This window comes from Alteromonas sp. ABH4_457, assembly GCF_056160625.1.
Genome location: NZ_JBSWXN010000007.1, coordinates 303750 through 322310 on the forward strand (window position 1 = coordinate 303750; position 18561 = coordinate 322310).

Consider the following 18561-nt stretch of genomic DNA (forward strand, 5'->3'; position numbering starts at 1 on the left):
CAGGTTTTTAAACCTTTTTTAAGCCTTCTTATATTTTCAGTCAGCTTACGTTGCTTCGCTGTTCTTAACGAATACCAGATTTTCCCCGCATCGTCTGCAGCGATAAGTCATGCCCTTTTTCACATTATTATGCCTTCTCACCGACAATGCTATAGTCTGGCAGCCGCAGCGGTAGTTAAAGGTTGTCAGGCCCAGTACGGATAAGTCGAAGTCATGTGTCGTTGAAGGGGATACGCCGTAAACATGTTGCATGACAGTCTGCCATTCCGGACCGTGAGGTTTCACTCTGCGTCGTTTGCCTGCTGTATGCCACGTTATCAGATGACTGACTTCATGTGGGATCACATCACTGAAAAATGCCGCTTTGTTTGCAGCCAGTAATACAGGATGAAAGTTAACCCTGTTCTGCTGTAAAAAGGCGGTGCCGGCGTTTTTACCGCTGCGCCTGAAAGATACATCCGGCAAAGGGAAAGGGCGGCTAAAATAACGTTCTGCAACAGCAAAGAGGCGGTGAACTTCACGGATCACCGCCTCTTTTTCAGAGTGATTAAGTGTCACCGGGTCTTAGTCCACCTTACACTGAAGGCACAGGGTGTATACACCGCGTGGATCATTCAGGTTGGTTACCGTGCCGGTTTCTGCTAACAGGTTCTTCACCATTTTCATCAGGTGACTGTCGTTATCAGCGAATTGCATTTTTGCACCCCACACCAGCGCCTGGCCGAAAAACTCTTTCCAGAATTGTTCCTGAGGAGACAGGATACGCTCTACGTACTGGGTGTCCCAGGTTTCCAGACCGGCAATTTCAGCAGCGGATGCGACGGCATCATCAAGGTCGCCCAGTTCGTCTACCAAACCCAGTTCCAGTGCCTGACTACCAATCCATACACGGCCCTGGGCAATTTTATCAACCGCTTCAGGGCTCATACCGCGGGATTCACCCACCATGGTGATGAACTGGCGATAAGCACTTTCCACATTGCGCTGGAGGATTTCACCAAAGCGGGGATCCAACTCGCGCAGTGCTGACATACCGGCAATTTCGGTAGATGCAACACCGTCGGTGTTAATGCCAAGATATTCCAGTGAATCCTCGAAGGTAAGAAACATACCAAACACACCGATGGAGCCAGTGATAGTGCTGGGAGAAGCAATGATTTTATCTGCCGGTGCAGAAATCCAGTAACCGCCGGACGCTGCATAGGTGCTCATAGACACAACGACAGGTTTACCGGCGCTTTGCAGTTCCAGCACTTCCTGACGGATAATTTCGGATGCAAATGAACTGCCTCCCGGTGAATCGACCTGCAGAACGACAGCTTTCACCGTATCATCCAGACGGGCCTGTCGTAATAAGCGTGCTGTGCTGTCCCCACCGATTGTGCCGGCGGGCTGATTACCGTCGAGGATTTCGCCTTTGGCTACCACAATTGCGACTTTATCCTTCGTGTTACCAATTTTGGGTAACGGCGGATTAACGGCTTTCAGGTAAGTATTAAAAGGGGTAACGTTGACACCCAGTTTGTTTTCATCCGTTCCGACTAAAGCAACCAGTTCCTGACGGACTTCTTCCCGGGTTTTAAGGGCATCCACCCAGCCGTTGTTCAGTGCATATTTAGCGAAATCTGCACCGGCTTCTTCAAACTTGTTCAGCAGAACGTCCAGTTCTTCATCGAAGTTACTGACATCAATACCACGGGCAGCAGCCACATCAGCTTTGTATTGTGACCAGTAAGTGTCGAGCCACAACTTGTTTGCTTCTTTTGCCGCGTCAGACATGTCATTACGGATAAACGGCTCTACGGCAGATTTGTACGTACCAACACGGAAGATATGTGTCGTAATGCGTAATTTCTCCAGCATGTCTTTAAAGTACATGCCAAAGCGGCCGTAACCTTCAAACATCACACCGCCCATTGGATTCAGGTAAATATGATCAGCACGTGCTGCAAGGTAATATTGATTCTGGCTGTAGTAGTCGCCGATAGCGTAGACCGGTTTTTCGGTCTTAAAGTCATCGATGGCAGCGGCTACGGTGCGGAGTTTATCCAGTCCGCCGCCCTGTAACCCGGACAAATCCAGAATGAGCGCTTTTATGCGGGAGTCCTGCCTGGCGTTATTCAGTACCTTAACCACATCACGTACCAGCACTTCCGGGTTTTCCGGTTCTTCACCAAACGCTTCCTGCATGAATTGTGAAAACGGGTCGACCTGCTCTTTTTCAATGACCAGGTTACCGTTCAGCTGCAATAATAATGCACTGTCAGGTTTTACCGAGATGGGATCTTCACTGCTACTGATGGCAATAATGACGCCAATAACAAGAACCAGAAAAATAAGATTAAATACGAGTTTTCTGGCGAAATTCAGTACTGTCCATAGTCCTGTGAATAATGCTTTCGTCCAGCTTCCTTTTGCTGCCATATTGCTTTGTACCTCAGACGGATGTTTAGTTCATGGTAACGGAACCACGAAGGATAGCTAACTTAAATTGTAATGAATTGTGATAGCGGTAAACAAGCGCTACAGGCCTGATTTACTGTGAATATACATCATTGAGGGATAAGTTTGGTAAAAGCTGTTTCATCTGCACCACGCCGCTGATACATTGTGCTTTCATCAATGTATTTCCCGATGTGTATAAGGAGAACCGCAATTGGAAGCTCTTGACCTGCTGTTAAACCGTCGTTCCCAACCCAGACTCAAAGCCCCTGCGCCGGAGGGCGATGCCCTGGAAAATATTTTTCAGGCCGCTTTACGTGCGCCGGACCATGCGGCGCTTACGCCATGGCGTTTTATTGTGTGTGAAGGGCAGGGGTTGGTAAAACTCGGTTCTGTGTTTGAGCAGTCTGCTATTGAAAACGACAAATCCGCCAAAGAAATAGAACGTGCCCCGCAGTTGCCACTTCGAGCTCCTATGGTGATTGTGGCCATCACAACGTATAAAGAGCACGAAAAAGTGCCCCGTGTAGAGCAGGTCGCGTCGACAGCCTGTGCGGTAATGGCCATGCAAATGGCTGCTCAGGCGCAAGGATTTAACGGAATATGGCGGACCGGCGCCTACGCCCATTGTGAGCTGGTGAGAAAGGCATTGTCGTTAAATGAAGAAGATGAAATAGCCGGATTTTTATATTTAGGCACACCGGCAATCGATACGCCGCCGGTAATACGTCCGGACAGCACGCCGTTTTTCACTTACTGGCACTGATCGTTTCAATCCTGACCGGCGTTGACCGCATCAGTGATAAGCACAAAGCAAAAGGCCGGCAACATTGCCGGCCTTCCTGTATCCGTTGAACGGACATTAAATTGAGTCAGTATTAATCTACCTGAACAATTTTCAGCGCGTTGGTCGCACCGATTTTTTCCATTTCATCGCCGTAAGTCATGATCACACTGTCACCTTCTTTCACCAGACCGATGGCTTTCAGTGCTGCCATGGTGTCGTGTTTCAGCTGACCCGGTTCACTGTCGCGGGAATCAAAGAATACCGGCTTCACACCACGGTAAAGTGCCATTGCATTAAGCGTGGCTTCGTGACGTGACATAGCTATGATAGGTAAACCGGTGGTAATACGTGACATCAGCTTAGGCGTATTACCACTTTCAGTTAATGCAACAATAGCTTTGATGCTTGGCAGGTGGTTAGCAGCATAAACTGCAGACAACGCCACTGTTTCACTGACCGTAGAGAACACTGTATCCATTCTGTGCTTGGACAGTTTAACGCTGGGGTGTGTTTCTGCACCTTCACAAACCCGTGCCATGGCTCTCACTGTTTCAACAGGGTAATTACCGGCAGCAGTTTCCGCCGATAACATCACTGCATCCGTACCGTCCAGTACGGCGTTCGCCACGTCCATCACTTCTGCACGGGTTGGCATCGGGCTGGTGATCATTGATTCCATCATCTGCGTGGCAGTAATGACAACTTTATTCAGTTGACGAGAGCGGGCAATCAGTTTCTTCTGAACACCTACCAGCTCTGCATCACCGATCTCCACACCCAGGTCACCACGGGCAACCATAACGGCGTCAGATGCACTGATAATATCGTCAATGGCTTCATCGGTAGCAACGGCTTCAGCACGTTCTACTTTGGCACAGATTAGTGCTTCACAACCGGCTTCGCGGGCCAGCTCGCGGGCGTAGTTCAGGTCTGCACCTGAACGGGGGAAGGACACTGCCAGATAATCAACGCCGATTTTGGCGGCAGTTTTAATATCTTCTTTGTCTTTCGCAGTCAGAGCTTCGGCAGACAGACCACCGCCCTGACGGTTGATGCCTTTATTGTTAGACAGTTTTCCGCCTACGGTTACTTTTGTATGCACTTTACGACCGGCTACTTCTGTAACTTCCAGTTGAATACGGCCATCGTCGAGTAGCAGAATGTCGCCGGTGTTTACGTCGTCAGGCAGCGCTTTATAGTCGATGCCTACTGCGTTCACGTCACCGTCATCCTTCGCCATTTCAGCATCAAGGGTAAAAGGTGCGCCTACATCAAGATTTACAGCGCCTTCTTTAAACCGGGCTACACGAATTTTAGGGCCCTGCAAATCACCGAGAATGGCGACATATTTATTTAAGTTCTTTGCTGCCTGACGTACTTTCTTCGCACGCTCAATGTGATCTTCAGCCTGACCGTGAGAGAAGTTCATCCGCACTGTGTTTGCACCTGCTGCGATGATGGCTTCAATGCGTTCGATGGTGTCTGTTGCTGGTCCTAATGTGGCAAGTATCTTTGTTCTTCTGGTCATATGATTCGTCGCTTGTTCTTCGTCGTTAACAGGGAGGCTTCTACACACGTTACTTACATTGACAATAATGTCGAAAAAATGTTCGATTTATGTTGCTGTAATGCTTTTACGTAATTTTATTACAGAATAGTAGAGCAATCTGACAAAAATGTGAATGCAAAGAACATTTTTCCTCACTGGCCTTACCAGTGAGGTGTGAACTAATCTGAACGCAGGAAGAAGAAAAAATGGTTAAAAAAAAACCGCTGGTAAAAGCGGTCTTCAATAAATCAGCTGGAATGAACTGTTATAAGTCACGCTTGTCAAAACGAGAACCACGAAGGGTGTCTTTGACCCGCTTGAGATTTTCTCTGAATTTATTGCCACGACGCAGGGTGAAGCCGGTGGCCAGTACATCAATTAAGGTAAGCTGGGCAATACGGCTCGCCATGGGCATGTACATGTCAGTGTCTTCCGGCACTTCCAGAGACAATACGTAACTGCATTCACGTGATAAGGGGCTGTCTGCAGAGGTGATACCAACGACAGTGGCATCGTTACTGCGGGCAATCTGGGCAATCTCGACCAGGCTTTTGGTTCTGCCGGTGTGGGAAATCAATACAACCACATCGCCGTCTGTGCAGTTCATGCAACTCATGCGTTGCATCAGAATATCTTCAAAGTAAACCACGGGCACATTGAAGCGGAAAAACTTATTCAGCGCGTCATGGGCTACAGAGGCCGAGGCGCCGAGGCCAAAAAATGAAATTTTTTGTGCCTGAGTCAACAGATCAACAACACGGTTAACAACATTGACGTCAATGGACTGCCGCGCAACTTCGAGGGATGCCATGGTGCTTTCGAAAATTTTGTTGGTGTATTCACCCGGGCCGTCACTTTCATCTACATGACGGTTAACATACGGCGTGCCATTCGCTAAGCTTTGTGCCAGATGCAATTTAAAATCCGGGAAGCCTTTGGTGTCCAGGCGGCGGCAAAAACGGTTTACTGTCGGCTCACTGACATCAGACATTTTAGCGAGCGTTGCTATACTCGAATGAATTGCCGTTTGCGGGTTGGCCAATATTATTTCGGCAACTTTGCGCTCAGACTTGCTGAAAGCGGCTTTATTTTGCGTAATTTTCTCAAGAATATTCATACGGATATAGCGAAAAGTAAGGTAAAGTTATAATCATTCCAGCTTTCTATACTACCCAAAGTGACTCGGGTGACAAGAAAAATGTAATTTTTTGACAATCGAAGCAACAGAATGGCGGGTATTCAGCGAATAAATACCTCTTTAACGTGTCATAGATGACTCAAGTTGTAATTTTACTACATTTGGTGTTAACTATGTGCTAACAACGACGAGACAGTTCATCTGCGTTGCCTGACAGTATCGAACTGTTATCTGGATTATCATTAAGAAGGTCGACGAAATATGGTAATGGATAATTCCTTTGAACCCTGTGATTTTGTGCTGTTTGGCACGTTAGGGGATCTCTCACGACGGAAACTATTGCCGTCCTTATATCAGCTGGAAAAAGCTGAGCTCATTCACCCTGATACCAAAATTATTGGTGTAGCGCGTCAGGACCTGAGCACTGAGGACTACAAGAAAGAAGTCCGTAACAACATCGAAAAATTTGGTTCCAAACAAGTTTGCGAAGATACCTGGGCCCGCCTTGAAGCCCGTCTGCAATATGCTTGTGTGGATATGAAGAATACTGAAAGCTACCGCGTTTTTGATTCAGTAGTAGATGCAGACCGCATTATGGTTTGCTATCTGGCGACTCCGCCGGCTATCTACGGTGACATCTGCCGTGGTCTGCACAGCTGCGATATTATCGACAGCTCCGTACGTGTAGTGCTGGAAAAACCAATCGGTCACGATCTTGAATCTTCTAAAGTCATTAATGACCAGGTTTCAGAATACTTTAAAGAATCGCAAATCTACCGCATTGACCACTATCTGGGTAAAGAAACCGTTCTTAACCTGATTGCCCTGCGTTTTGCTAACTCCATATTTGCTACCAACTGGGACCACAACTCCATTGACCACGTACAGATTACTGTTGCTGAGTCGGTAGGGATTGAAGGCCGTTGGGGCTATTTTGATGACGCTGGTCAAATGCGTGACATGGTGCAGAACCACCTGTTGCAAATTCTCAGTCTGATTGCCATGGAACCGCCGGCAAACCTGAATGCCGACAGTATCCGTGATGAAAAACTGAAAGTACTGAAAGCCTTACGTCCGATTAACCTGAGTAATATCAACGAATCAACAGTTCGTGGTCAGTACACGTCTGGTTTCGTTAAGGGTGAAGAAGTACCTGGCTATCTGGAAGAAGAGGGTGCCAACACCCGCAGCCGTACTGAAAGCTTCGTTGCCATCAAGGCCGACATCGACAACTGGCGCTGGGCCGGCGTGCCGTTTTATTTAAGAACAGGTAAGCGTTTGCCGACTAAAGTGTCTGAAGTTGTGATTTACTTCAAACGCCAGCCACACAACCTGTTCGGTGACAGCTTCCAGAATCTGCCGCCTAATAAACTGGTTATCCGTCTGCAGCCTGACGAAGGTGTTGAAATCACCGTAATGAATAAGGTACCGGGTCTGACCAGCTCAGGTTCAATGGACCTGCAAAAGTCAAAACTCGACTTGAGTTTCTCGGATGCATTCGGCGACGACCGCATTCCTGATGCTTATGAAAAGCTGTTACTTGAAGTGATGCTGGGCAACCAGGCTCTGTTCGTTCGCCGTGATGAAATTGAACAGGCGTGGAACTGGGTTGATTCAATTCTTGAAGCGTGGAAGCAAACTAATGAGCCACCGGAGCCTTATCAGGCTGGTACGTGGGGACCGGTAGATTCTATCGGGTTATTAGCCCGCGCTAACCGTAGTTGGTATGAAAGCAAAACAATACGGAAGAAGAAATAAGATGGCTTTGACAATTAATGCTTTTGACAATGCAGATGCACTGACCAGTGCATTTGCAGACACGCTTATTTCACTGCTGGAAAAAGGTATTGCAGAACGTGGTCGCGCCAGTCTGGTAGTGAGCGGGGGCAGAACACCTCTGGCTCTGTTCAAACAGCTTAGCCAGACTGATCTTGCCTGGGATAAAGTTGACATTACGCTGGCTGATGAGCGTTGGGTTGGTGAAAATGACGACGCCAGCAATACAAAGCTGGTGCGTGAAAACCTGATTCAGAACAAAGCAGCAGCCGCTAATTTTGTCACTTTGAAAACGAATGATGCAGATGCCAATGATGGTATCGCCGAGGCGGAAAACCGCCTGTCCAGTTTCAGCCAGCCTTTCGACGCGCTTATTCTCGGTATGGGCGAAGATGGCCACACAGCATCACTGTTTCCGTGTTCGGAGCAGGTTGCGGATGGTCTGGATCTGGCGAGTGGTAAAATTTGTATCGCTACCCAACCCACCACGGCCCCTCACCAACGTATTTCACTGACACTGCCTGCGCTGTTAAACAGTCGCAATATCTTTATTCACCTCACCGGTGAAAAGAAAAAAGCGGTTTTAGAAGACGCCATTGCTAATGCAACTGAGCTGGAAAAACCCGTTACCGCAGTTGTCAACCGTGCTGATGTCACGCTGATGTGGGCACCCTAGGAGCAGATCATGAATTCTCAAATTGCTGAAGTAACACAGCGAATTATTGAACGCAGTAAAGCAACCCGTAAGGCCTATCTGGAAAAAATAGAAAAGGCCCGCCGCCAGGGGCCGCACCGTGGTGTGCTGTCCTGTGGTAACCTGGCTCACGGCTTCGCCGCTTGTGGCAGTGATGACAAAGCCGATTTGCGTTCAATGACGAAAGCCAATATCGCAATCATCTCTTCTTACAACGATATGCTGTCGGCTCACCAGCCGTACGAAGCGTATCCGGCAATCATTAAAGAAGCCATCCGTCAGGTGGGCAGCGTAGCGCAGTTCGCCGGTGGTGTACCGGCCATGTGTGATGGTGTTACTCAGGGTAACCCGGGCATGGATCTGAGCCTGATGAGCCGTGACATTATTGCCCAGGCGACCGCAGTGGGTCTGTCTCACAACATGTTCGACGGCGCTCTGATGCTGGGGATCTGTGACAAAATTGTCCCAGGATTACTGATGGGGTCACTGGCCTTTGGTCACTTACCGACTGTTTTCATTCCTGCCGGACCAATGCCTTCAGGTCTGCCAAACAAAGAAAAAGCCCGTGTCCGTCAGGAATTTGCACAGGGTAAAGTCGGGCGCGACAAATTACTTGAAGCAGAATCTCAGTCTTACCACTCTGCCGGTACCTGTACTTTCTATGGTACAGCGAACTCTAACCAGCTGGTTGTTGAGACTATGGGTCTGCATCTGCCGGGTTCATCGTTTGTTAATCCGGGCACGCCACTACGTGATGCACTGACAAAAGCAGCATCCGTTCAGGCAACCCGTATCACTGACCTGGGCGACAACTACACGCCGATTGGTCATATTGTTGACGAGAAAGCCATTGTTAACGGTATCGTTGCATTACTGGCGACCGGTGGTTCAACTAACCACACCATGCACCTTGTGGCGATTGCCCGTGCAGCCGGTATTCTGGTTAACTGGGACGACTTCTCAGATCTGTCTGATGCCACACCGTTAATTACCCGTATCTATCCGAATGGTCACGCTGACATTAACCATTTTGTCGCTGCCGGTGGTATGTCGCTGTTGTTCAAACAGCTGCTGGATGCAGGTCTGCTGCACAATGACGTTAAGACAATTTGTGGTGACGGTCTGGATTTATACACCAAAGAGCCGGTTCTGAAAGACGGTGAACTTGAATGGCGTGACGGTCCGGTTGAATCTCTTGATAAAGAGGTACTGGCCACTATTGAGAAACCCTTTAAGCCTGACGGTGGTGTTTGCGTACTTCGCGGTAACCTGGGTCGTGGCGTTATCAAAACGTCTGCGCTTAAGTCGCCGGTTTGCCACATTAAAGCACCTGCTGTGGTGTTCGAAGATCAGTTCGAACTGGATGCGGCGTTTAAGTCCGGTGAGCTGGACAAAGACTGCATTATCGTTGTGCGTTTCCAGGGCCCGTCAGCGATTGGTATGCCTGAACTGCACCGCTTAACACCACCTCTGGGTGTGTTACAGGACCGCGGATTCAAAGTCGCGCTGGTAACAGACGGACGTATGTCCGGTGCGTCAGGTAAAGTACCCGCTGCTATCCATGTTACCCCGGAAGCCTATAAAGGCGGCATGCTGGCGAAAGTGGAATCCGGCGACCTCATCGAACTGAATACAGAAACCGGTGAACTGACATTGCTGGTGGATGACGAAACTCTGGCTGCACGTACCGCAAAAGAAGCGGACCTGGCGCATCATCAGGAAGGTATGGGACGTGAACTGTTCTCCGGTTACAGAAATATTCTGTCCGGTGCTGAAGAAGGCGCGTGTTCATTGTTTGTAACTCAGGAGCAGGCGCTATGACGGCACTTTTTGTTGCAGATGTCGGCGGGACGAACATTCGTCTTGCCCGTGTAACTGATACCGGTGTAGACAATATCATCAAATACCAGTGCAGAGATTTTGCCAGTATTGATTTGGCTATTGGTCAGTATTTCGCAGATTTACCTCAGTTCACCTTTACGTCAGGTTGTATTGCTATTGCCTGTCCGGTACTGGGTGACCAGGTAGAGATGACGAACCACAGCTGGGCATTCTCACAAACTGCATTACGTAGTCAGTTGAAGCTGGACAATCTGTTTGTGATCAATGATTTCACAGCCGTGGCGCATTCATTACCGGTATTAGGTGATGATCAGGTGGTGCAAATCGGAACCGGCACGGCGAAAACCAACGGCAATATCGCTGTATTTGGTCCGGGCACCGGGTTAGGTGTAGAACACATCACCATGACGTCTTCAGGCTGGCAAACTCTGGACGGCGAGGGTGGTCATGTTGATTTCGCCCCTGTTGATGAAACAGATGTGGTGATCTGGCGCTACCTGCAAAATGAACACGGTCGCGCATCTGCTGAAGAGGTGATGTCTGGTCGCGGACTGATGAACATCTACAAGGCGCTGGCATTACACAATAACGTACCGGTAACACACACAGAACCGTCTCAGGTTACTGAACGTGCGTTGTCCGGTGAATGCGATGTGTGCGTACAAACTCTGACTCAGTTCTGCCGTATCATGGGCAGTTTTGCCGGTAACCTGGCACTGAACATGGCTACCACCGGTGGTATTTTCATCGGCGGCGGTATTGCGAACCGTTTTGCAGAATTCTTAAAAGAGAGTGACTTCCGTGCCCGCTTCGAGGCCAAAGGCCAGATGAAGCATTACGTGAAAGACATTCCAACTTATCTGATTGCAGAGCCCGACCACGGATTATTAGGTGCATCTGCATACCTGAAACAACATACAGCGAGTGAACTATGACAACGAACGCTAACTATACACCGGCAGACATTTTTGCTGCTGGCCCGGTAGTCCCGGTACTGGTAATTAAGGACCTGGACAAAGCTGTGCCACTGGCAAAAGCACTGATTGCAGGTGGCATTAAGGTGCTGGAAGTCACACTGCGTACACCTGTTGCTCTGGATGTGATTAAGAAAATCGCAGACGAAGTACCTGAAGCGATTATCGGTGCGGGTACTGTTACCAATGCACAGCAGCTTAAACAGGTTGTTGAAGCAGGTGCGAAATTCGCTATCAGCCCGGGTCTTACAGAAGCACTGCTGGAAGCCGGTAAAGGCTACGATATTCCGTTAATTCCGGGTATTTCTTCAATTTCTGATCTGATGACAGCGAAGGATGCGGGTTATGACCACCTGAAATTCTTCCCTGCTGAAGCATCAGGTGGCGTGAAGGCGCTTAAATCTATCGGCGGTCCTTTCCCTGATGTGACATTCTGTCCTACAGGCGGTATCGGTCCGGCTAACTACAACGACTACCTGGCTCTGTCTAACGTTCGTTGTGTTGGCGGTTCATGGGTTGCACCTGATGATGCCATTGAAAGCGGCGACTGGGACAAGATCACCCAACTGGCAAAAGAAGCCTGTGACGGTGCCAAAGCCTGAGTACAAATTCTCTGATTTTGCTCATAAACCGGATGTTGTATAACATCCGGTTTTTTTTATGTCTGTTTAAATGCTTATGCCTGATGGTGTGTTTTTCCCGCTTGTGACAATAGCTGACTAAAGGGGGGAAACAATTTGCGTGATGCTGCGGCTTTCACCGGGTGCTAGCGTGCATCCATTGGTCACGGCTGTCTCAATACATAACATATGTCTGAAACCAAACGCGTCCATGTCAGCGATAGAAGCAGCCCCTTGCCAGGGATTCCAGACCACCAGAGAATCGTGTCCCATAGACGTTACGCGGGTAAATGGCTTCTCTTCTACATAAACGGTTACGTCAGGAGCAGCATGCTGATGAATGCGGTCTGTTTCACCACTGAAAGTATACGGAGACGGGGCAGGCTTTAATGCCCAGTTTTCCAGTTTGTCTTTATACTCGCCTTCAATACCTGTAATTTTGGTATGCGCGATATCTGCCACTGAAAAATAGGTGTGCATTGCTACATTGAATGAAAACGACACGATACCTGTGTTTTCTGTTTTCAGTGTAATCGACAGGGTTTTACCCACCAGAATTTCGTAGCTGACTTTGCAATCATATTCAAAGCCTTCACCACGACTAAATGTGGGGGTAAGAACAATGCGCGTGCCGTCTCCGGTGTCTTCAGAAGACTGAATCTGCCAGCTTTGGGTGCGCAAAAAACCATGAGAAGGCAGTTCACCTTTCTCACGGCCATGATCATCACTGAACCAGGGCCAGCAAAGAGGAATTCCACCACGGATCGGGCGCTCACCGTTTAAGAACGCATGAGGACTGAGCCATAAACGGTCACGATCATCAGATTTTGGAATGAATGACAGTACATGCGCGCCAAATAAGCTGATACGGCTGCTGGCAAACTGATTGTCTACGTTTAAAAAGGTAATCCCTGAAGATTCTTCAACAGTTACTGAGTCGGGAATACTCATGTGACATCTCCTTGCCAAAATAAAGTCCGGTTATTATTGTGCATCCAAAAACAAAAAGGTGCGATAGCAAATCGCACCTTTTTTTACATTTTTATCTTGCTTATCACCCGGTTAGGGCGTGTTCGCATTATTTTGAAATATGCTGAACCAAATCAAGTACTTTATTTGAGTAACCCCATTCGTTGTCGTACCAGGATACAACTTTAACGAACGTGTCAGTCAGAGCGATACCTGCATCTGCATCGAAGATAGAAGTGCGTGCGTCACCCAGGAAGTCATTAGACACAACAGCATCTTCGGTGTAACCCAGAATGCCTTTCAGTTCACCTTCAGACGCTTCCTTCATTGCTTCACAGATTGCTTCATAAGTGGTTGGCTTTGCCAGATTTACTGTCAGGTCAACAACTGAAACATTCGGAGTAGGCACACGGAATGCCATGCCGGTTAATTTACCGTTCAGTGCAGGGATAACTTTACCAACGGCTTTCGCAGCACCGGTAGAAGATGGAATGATGTTCTGGCTTGCACCACGACCACCGCGCCAGTCTTTGTGAGAAGGACCGTCAACAGTTTTCTGTGTTGCTGTTGTCGCGTGAACAGTCGTCATCAGACCGTCAACAATACCGAATTTGTCGTTCAGTACTTTCGCCAGAGGCGCAAGACAGTTTGTGGTGCACGACGCATTAGAAACGATAGTCTGGCCATCGTATTCACCGTGGTTAACACCCATAACGAACATAGGCGTGTCGTCTTTAGATGGTGCAGACATCACCACTTTCTTTGCGCCGGCTTCAAGGTGAGCTGAAGCAGTATCTTTTGTCAGGAACAAACCTGTAGATTCAACAACAACGTCAACGTTTACATCGTTCCATGCCAGGTCAGCAGGTTTTCTTTCTGATGTAACACGGATAGTTTTACCATTTACTATCAGCTGGTTATTGTCTACCTTTATTTCACCATCAAAAACGCCATGGGTTGAATCATATTTCAGCATGTAAGCGATGTAATCTGTGTCCAGCAGATCGTTGATAGCAACAACTTCGATGTCGTCACGCTTTTGTGCAGCGCGCATTACCAAACGACCAATGCGTCCAAAACCATTGATACCGATGCGAATAGTCATGTCATACCTCTAATTGTATTTTGGTACAAGTGAAAAAAAATTACGTAAAGTATGGATCAAAATGGCATAATTGGCAAAGTAAAAAGCAAAAAATGTTGCAAAATTACAACTATGGACTATGCAAACGTATTCAGTTTCGTTGTATCGGGTCTTTAACTGATAATGCTCAAAATTATGTGTTGATGAGAATGCGCGGCCGTTGCCTTAACATTATCAACACGGGAAACAGGAATAGATAAAATGACAAATCCCGTTTTACAACAGCTGGTTGAGATGCGCGGCATAGAGACCCACTATGTTGATGCGTGGGGCAAACCTGCCACGATTTCAGAATCAAGCCAGACCAAATTACTTAATGCACTGGGTTACGACACCAGCAATGAAGCTGCTATAGAACAACAGCTTTCAGAAGAAGCCAGAAAAATCTGGCAGACTCCGCTCAACCCGGTACAGGTTTTACGCCAATCAGACACCGTTCCGTTTTCTGTACGGTTACCGATAGAGCTGGTAACCGATGAGTATACTGTAGCGCTCTCTTTTGAAGATGGACAGACATTCGTCCACACTTTTGCACCGGTTGACGAAACACTGGTAAATGTCGCCCAGCTGGAAGACGTGGAATATCACGAATACGCTGTCACACTGCCGGTTCAGGCGCCCACGGGGTATCATACACTGAGCTTATCGGTGGAAGGGGATGATGAACCGCTTTGCAGTATGCGGGTTATTATTGCACCTTCAGCCTGCTTCATCCCTGAATCCATTGCTGCCGGTAAAAAGATTTGGGGCCTGAGTGTGCAACTTTACTGTGTACGCAGTCAGAAAAACTGGGGTATGGGCGACTTCTCAGATCTGGCTTTATTAACCGAAAAGGCCGCTGCCACCGGAGCAGAGTTTATCGGGTTGAACCCTATTCATGCGCTGTATCCGGCGAACCCTGATGCCTGCAGCCCTTACGGACCGTCTTCACGTCGCTGGCTGAATTATTTATACCTCGATGTGACAGCCATGCCCTGTTTTGACGACGCCAGTGTGCAGACCATTGTGAATGATGCGGCTTTTCAGGAAAAACTTGCAGCAGCAAGAGCGGCTGACCTGGTTGACTATGCTGCCGTTGCGTCACTTAAACTGCCTGCACTCTCCGCATTGTTCGACGTGTACTACAACAAGTACCTGACTAAAAATACAAAACAGAACAAAGCATTTAAAGCGTTCGTGGAAGCCGGTGGTGAAAGCCTTGATATGCTGGCGGTGTACGATACGTTGCAGGAAAAGCTGGCTGAAGAAGGTAAGCCTTCCTGGGGCTGGCCGGTATTTCCTGAGGAATTCCGTGAATACCACAAACCTGATGTAGCGGTATTCAGAGATCAGAATAAAAAGCGGGTTTCTTTTTACCTGTTCCTGCAATGGCAGGCTGCGTTGCAATTACAGGCCGCCAGTGATGTGGCAACTAATGCCGGCATGGCTATCGGTTTATACCGTGATCTCGCCGTAGGTGTCAGTGAAGGCAGTGCAGAAATCTGGGGTAACAAAGACTTGTACTGTACCGGTGCCTCTGTGGGGGCGCCGCCGGATATTTTAGGGCCACTCGGACAAAACTGGGGGCTGCCGCCTATGGACCCTTACAAGCTTTACAAACAGGCCTATCAGCCAATCATAGACTTGTTTGCTTCCAACATGGCCGGTTCCGGTGCTTTGCGAATTGACCATGTTATGGCACTGCTTCGTCTGTGGTGGGTGACTAAAGGTGACCATGCAAAAGACGGTGGCTACGTTTATTATCCTGTCGACGATCTGCTGGCCATTCTGGCGCTGGAAAGCCACCGTAACCAGAGTCTGGTGATCGGTGAAGACTTGGGTACGGTCCCGGAAGAAATCCGTGAAAAACTGGCGGATAACGGTGTCCATTCGTACCGTGTATTCTTCTTTGAGCAGGCTAAAGACGGCGGCTTTTATTCACCGGCCCATTACCCCGTGCAATCTATGTCGACACTGACAACCCACGATATGCCAACTTTGACCGGCTTCTGGCATTGCCTGGATCTTGAGCTGGGTAAAGAGCTTGGTTTGTATCCTACTGATGAAATATTGTCTGTGTTGTATCACGACAGGCATAAGAATAAACAGGCGATACTGGATACCTTGCACGGTCACCATTCCATCAGTGACAACATTAGTCGTGATGTGAATGTGACGGGAATGACTACAGAACTTAACCGCGGTATGCAATTGCATATGGCGGCAGGTTCCAGTGCGTTACTCAGTCTGCAACTTGAAGACTGGTTGGAAATGGATAAGCCTGTTAATGTACCGGGTACGTTTAACGAATATCCTAACTGGCGCAGGAAGTTATCTCAGCCTTTAGAGACTATTTTTGAAAATCAGGACATCACTAACCTGGCTGCTAAGCTGACCGCTGTCAGAAAGCAGGCCAGCACAGATTAGGGATGTTCTGCAGTCTGCCGTATTGTGCGGCAGACTTTGCAGGAGTAACAAATGGTAGTAGAGCAGCAACTGGCACAAGCGCGGTGCAGTCAGCCTTTTTCCTTACTTGGTAATCAGCAAAGCGAAGATGGCGTAACGGTTACCGCCTATATCCCGGAAGCCAAAACAGTGTCAGTCCGCTGTTTAAAAACCCGCAAAGAAATCATCAAACTCAAAAAACAGGGCGACTCAGCTCTGTTTTCTGCATTATCAAAAAAGTTAAAGCCTGCGCAGCGTTACGAACTGCAGGTGACAACGGCAGACAGCGAATACAGCTTCACCGACCCTTACCAGTTCCGTGAAGAAGCATTTCATGCTGTGCACTTTATCGACCATCAGCCTGAAAATCTTTACCGGCAGGGCGGGGCACAACTGCTAACCACAGATGGCATTACCGGAACACGTTTTGCTGTTTATGCCCCTAACGCATCTGCGGTTTCCGTCATCGGTGATTTTAACCGCTGGGATGGCCGTACTCATCCCATGCAACAAACTGACATGGGCTACTGGGTACTCTTCATTCCGGGACTCGTTGCCGGCGAGCGCTATAAATATCAGTTAAAAGATGCCTGGGGTAACGATTTACCTCACAAGGCTGACCCGTTAGGTTTTGCTGCTGAGCAGTATCCATCTCACGCTTCAAAAGTGTTCGATCACAATGCCTATGAGTGGAATGACAGTGCCTGGATGGAGAAGCGGCAGGCAGACAAATACGCAAATCCCATGAGCGTATATGAAGTGCATCCGGGTTCATGGCGCCGGCCTTCTGAAGAGAGCGGGAAACGCTATCTCAGTTATCATGAACTGGCAGATTCACTGATCCCCTACGTGAAAGAGATGGGGTATACCCATATAGAATTGTTACCCGTATCAGAGTTTCCTTTCGACGGTTCCTGGGGGTATCAGCCGGTGGGGCTTTACGCACCGACAAGCCGCTTCGGTTCACCTGACGATTTTAAATACTTTGTTGATCAGTGCCACCAGGCAGATATCGGCATCATCATTGACTGGGTACCGGCACACTTCCCGGAAGATGCCCATGGCCTTGCGCGGTTCGATGGCAGTCATGTATACGAATATGACGATCCCCGCCGTGGCTGGCATCCGGATTGGAATTCATGCATTTACGATTTCGGTAAAGATACTGTTCGCCAGTTTCTGGTTGCCAACGCACTTTTCTGGTTGGATAAATTTCACATTGACGGCTTGCGGGTGGATGCAGTGGCGTCCATGTTGTACCTGGATTATTCCCGCAATGAAGGGGAGTGGATCCCCAACGTTCACGGGGGCAATGAAAACTACGAAGCCATCAGCCTGCTGAAATGGATGAATGAAGAGGTTTACCGGCACTTCCCCGGTGCAATGACTATTGCTGAGGAGTCCACTTCATTCCCGGGTGTATCCAGACCGGTGAGCGAAGGCGGTCTCGGATTCGGCTTTAAGTGGAATATGGGCTGGATGCACGATTCATTGCATTACATCAGTAAAGATCCGGCGTATCGCCGCTATCATCACGGAGAAATCACCTTTTCCATGGTGTATGCATTCGATGAAAACTTTGTATTGCCGATTTCCCACGATGAAGTCGTACACGGAAAAGGCAGTCTGATTGGTAAAATGCCGGGAGATGAATGGCAGCAGGCGGCAAACCTGCGTTGCTATGCCGGTTTCATGTATGGTCATCCGGGAAAAAAACTGAATTTCATGGGTAATGAAATTGCCCAGTCAAGGGAATGGAATCACGATGGTGAGCTTGACTGGTGGTTGCTGGAGTTCGACAAGCATAAAGGCATGCAGGCACTTTACCGTAAGCTTAACCATCTGTACCGGACTATGCCTGCACTGTATGAGCAGGATCACAATTATGAAGGTTTCAGCTGGATAGACCATAATTATGCTGAACTAAGTATGTTGTCCTTCGTAAGAAAAGCCAAAGACGACAAGCAAAAAGTCTATGTGGTGAATAACTTTACGCCTTCTCCCCGTGAGAAGTTCCGCATTGGCGTGGAAGACCCGGGCACTTACTCACTGGTACTGAATACCGACAGCGGTGAGTTCTGGGGCAGTGATTACCCTGCACCTGAAATTGTTACTGCTGACGCGGTGGAATGGAACAATCAGCCGTATTCTATTGAAATCACTTTACCGCCACTGGCAACACTTTACTGGGTTTATGAATAA

At 48.4% G+C, this 18561-nt stretch carries 14 protein-coding genes; 8 read left to right on the forward strand and 6 right to left on the reverse strand.

Going from position 1 to position 18561, the window contains the following annotated elements:
• Positions 1 to 45: 45 nt before the first annotated feature.
• Together ACXAGR_RS19100 and sppA are read right to left on the reverse strand one after the other, a co-directional pair.
• Entirely contained in the window at positions 46 to 558 is a 513-nt protein-coding gene (locus ACXAGR_RS19100) for a SprT family zinc-dependent metalloprotease (RefSeq protein WP_474851967.1), read from the reverse strand.
• Between the two features lie 6 nt (positions 559 to 564).
• Positions 565 to 2424: a signal peptide peptidase SppA gene (gene sppA / locus ACXAGR_RS19105; protein WP_474851969.1), complete on the reverse strand. Its 1860-nt coding sequence runs from the start codon at positions 2422 to 2424 to the stop codon at positions 565 to 567.
• A gap of 232 nt (positions 2425 to 2656) precedes the next feature.
• Here sppA and ACXAGR_RS19110 point away from each other — a divergent pair, with 232 nt between their 5' ends.
• Positions 2657 to 3208 (forward strand): NAD(P)H nitroreductase, encoded by a 552-nt coding sequence (locus ACXAGR_RS19110; RefSeq protein WP_474851971.1) that lies wholly within the window; start codon positions 2657 to 2659, stop codon positions 3206 to 3208.
• A 112-nt stretch (positions 3209 to 3320) separates the two neighbouring features.
• Here the strand turns inward: ACXAGR_RS19110 and pyk are convergent, their stop codons facing one another.
• Together pyk and ACXAGR_RS19120 are read right to left on the reverse strand one after the other, a co-directional pair.
• Positions 3321 to 4757, reverse strand: a complete 1437-nt coding sequence (gene pyk / locus ACXAGR_RS19115; protein ID WP_119501084.1) for a pyruvate kinase — start codon at positions 4755 to 4757, stop codon at positions 3321 to 3323.
• A gap of 286 nt (positions 4758 to 5043) precedes the next feature.
• Positions 5044 to 5895: a MurR/RpiR family transcriptional regulator gene (locus ACXAGR_RS19120; protein WP_119501085.1), complete on the reverse strand. Its 852-nt coding sequence runs from the start codon at positions 5893 to 5895 to the stop codon at positions 5044 to 5046.
• A 282-nt stretch (positions 5896 to 6177) separates the two neighbouring features.
• Here ACXAGR_RS19120 and zwf point away from each other — a divergent pair, with 282 nt between their 5' ends.
• Genes zwf through ACXAGR_RS19145 form a run of 5 tightly spaced genes read left to right on the forward strand, consistent with a single transcriptional unit; the run spans position 6178 to position 11804 of the window.
• Positions 6178 to 7674, forward strand: a complete 1497-nt coding sequence (gene zwf / locus ACXAGR_RS19125) for a glucose-6-phosphate dehydrogenase (protein WP_474845731.1) — start codon at positions 6178 to 6180, stop codon at positions 7672 to 7674.
• Position 7675: 1 nt separating this feature from the next.
• Positions 7676 to 8368 carry a 6-phosphogluconolactonase gene (gene pgl / locus ACXAGR_RS19130; RefSeq protein WP_474845733.1) on the forward strand — a complete coding sequence of 231 codons (693 nt, stop codon included), beginning with the start codon at positions 7676 to 7678 and terminating at the stop codon, positions 8366 to 8368.
• 9 nt (positions 8369 to 8377) lie between these two features.
• A complete protein-coding gene (gene edd, locus ACXAGR_RS19135) occupies positions 8378 to 10207 on the forward strand; it encodes a phosphogluconate dehydratase (protein WP_474845735.1) in 1830 nt (609 codons plus the stop codon).
• Positions 10204 to 11163: a glucokinase gene (locus ACXAGR_RS19140; RefSeq protein WP_474845737.1), complete on the forward strand. Its 960-nt coding sequence runs from the start codon at positions 10204 to 10206 to the stop codon at positions 11161 to 11163. Before edd ends, ACXAGR_RS19140 begins: the two co-directional genes overlap by 4 nt.
• Complete coding sequence (locus tag ACXAGR_RS19145) at positions 11160 to 11804, forward strand: bifunctional 4-hydroxy-2-oxoglutarate aldolase/2-dehydro-3-deoxy-phosphogluconate aldolase (protein WP_119501090.1); 645 nt, start codon at positions 11160 to 11162, stop codon at positions 11802 to 11804. The genes ACXAGR_RS19140 and ACXAGR_RS19145 overlap by 4 nt, the downstream gene beginning before the upstream one ends.
• 117 nt (positions 11805 to 11921) lie before the next feature.
• Here ACXAGR_RS19145 and ACXAGR_RS19150 read toward each other — a convergent pair whose 3' ends face one another.
• Both ACXAGR_RS19150 and gap read right to left on the reverse strand, forming a co-directional pair.
• Entirely contained in the window at positions 11922 to 12773 is an 852-nt protein-coding gene (locus ACXAGR_RS19150; RefSeq protein ID WP_474851973.1) for a D-hexose-6-phosphate mutarotase, read from the reverse strand.
• Between the two features lie 127 nt (positions 12774 to 12900).
• Positions 12901 to 13896: a type I glyceraldehyde-3-phosphate dehydrogenase gene (gene gap, locus ACXAGR_RS19155; protein ID WP_474851975.1), complete on the reverse strand. Its 996-nt coding sequence runs from the start codon at positions 13894 to 13896 to the stop codon at positions 12901 to 12903.
• Between the two features lie 240 nt (positions 13897 to 14136).
• Here gap and malQ point away from each other — a divergent pair, with 240 nt between their 5' ends.
• Entirely contained in the window at positions 14137 to 16341 is a 2205-nt protein-coding gene (gene malQ / locus ACXAGR_RS19160; RefSeq protein ID WP_474851977.1) for a 4-alpha-glucanotransferase, read from the forward strand.
• A gap of 51 nt (positions 16342 to 16392) precedes the next feature.
• Entirely contained in the window at positions 16393 to 18561 is a 2169-nt protein-coding gene (glgB, locus tag ACXAGR_RS19165) for a 1,4-alpha-glucan branching protein GlgB (RefSeq protein ID WP_474851979.1), read from the forward strand.

Bases quoted from the DNA above. Each gene is read 5' to 3' on its own strand.
- sppA (WP_474851969.1), bottom strand. From the start codon at position 2,424: ATGGCAGCAAAAGGAAGCTGGACGAAAGCATTATTCACAGGACTATGG.
- pyk (WP_119501084.1), bottom strand. From the start codon at position 4,757: ATGACCAGAAGAACAAAGATACTTGCCACATTAGGACCAGCAACAGAC.
- ACXAGR_RS19120 (WP_119501085.1), bottom strand. From the start codon at position 5,895: ATGAATATTCTTGAGAAAATTACGCAAAATAAAGCCGCTTTCAGCAAG.
- zwf (WP_474845731.1), top strand. From the start codon at position 6,178: ATGGTAATGGATAATTCCTTTGAACCCTGTGATTTTGTGCTGTTTGGC.
- pgl (WP_474845733.1), top strand. From the start codon at position 7,676: ATGGCTTTGACAATTAATGCTTTTGACAATGCAGATGCACTGACCAGT.
- edd (WP_474845735.1), top strand. From the start codon at position 8,378: ATGAATTCTCAAATTGCTGAAGTAACACAGCGAATTATTGAACGCAGT.
- ACXAGR_RS19140 (WP_474845737.1), top strand. From the start codon at position 10,204: ATGACGGCACTTTTTGTTGCAGATGTCGGCGGGACGAACATTCGTCTT.
- ACXAGR_RS19145 (WP_119501090.1), top strand. From the start codon at position 11,160: ATGACAACGAACGCTAACTATACACCGGCAGACATTTTTGCTGCTGGC.
- ACXAGR_RS19150 (WP_474851973.1), bottom strand. From the start codon at position 12,773: ATGAGTATTCCCGACTCAGTAACTGTTGAAGAATCTTCAGGGATTACC.
- gap (WP_474851975.1), bottom strand. From the start codon at position 13,896: ATGACTATTCGCATCGGTATCAATGGTTTTGGACGCATTGGTCGTTTG.
- malQ (WP_474851977.1), top strand. From the start codon at position 14,137: ATGACAAATCCCGTTTTACAACAGCTGGTTGAGATGCGCGGCATAGAG.
- glgB (WP_474851979.1), top strand. From the start codon at position 16,393: ATGGTAGTAGAGCAGCAACTGGCACAAGCGCGGTGCAGTCAGCCTTTT.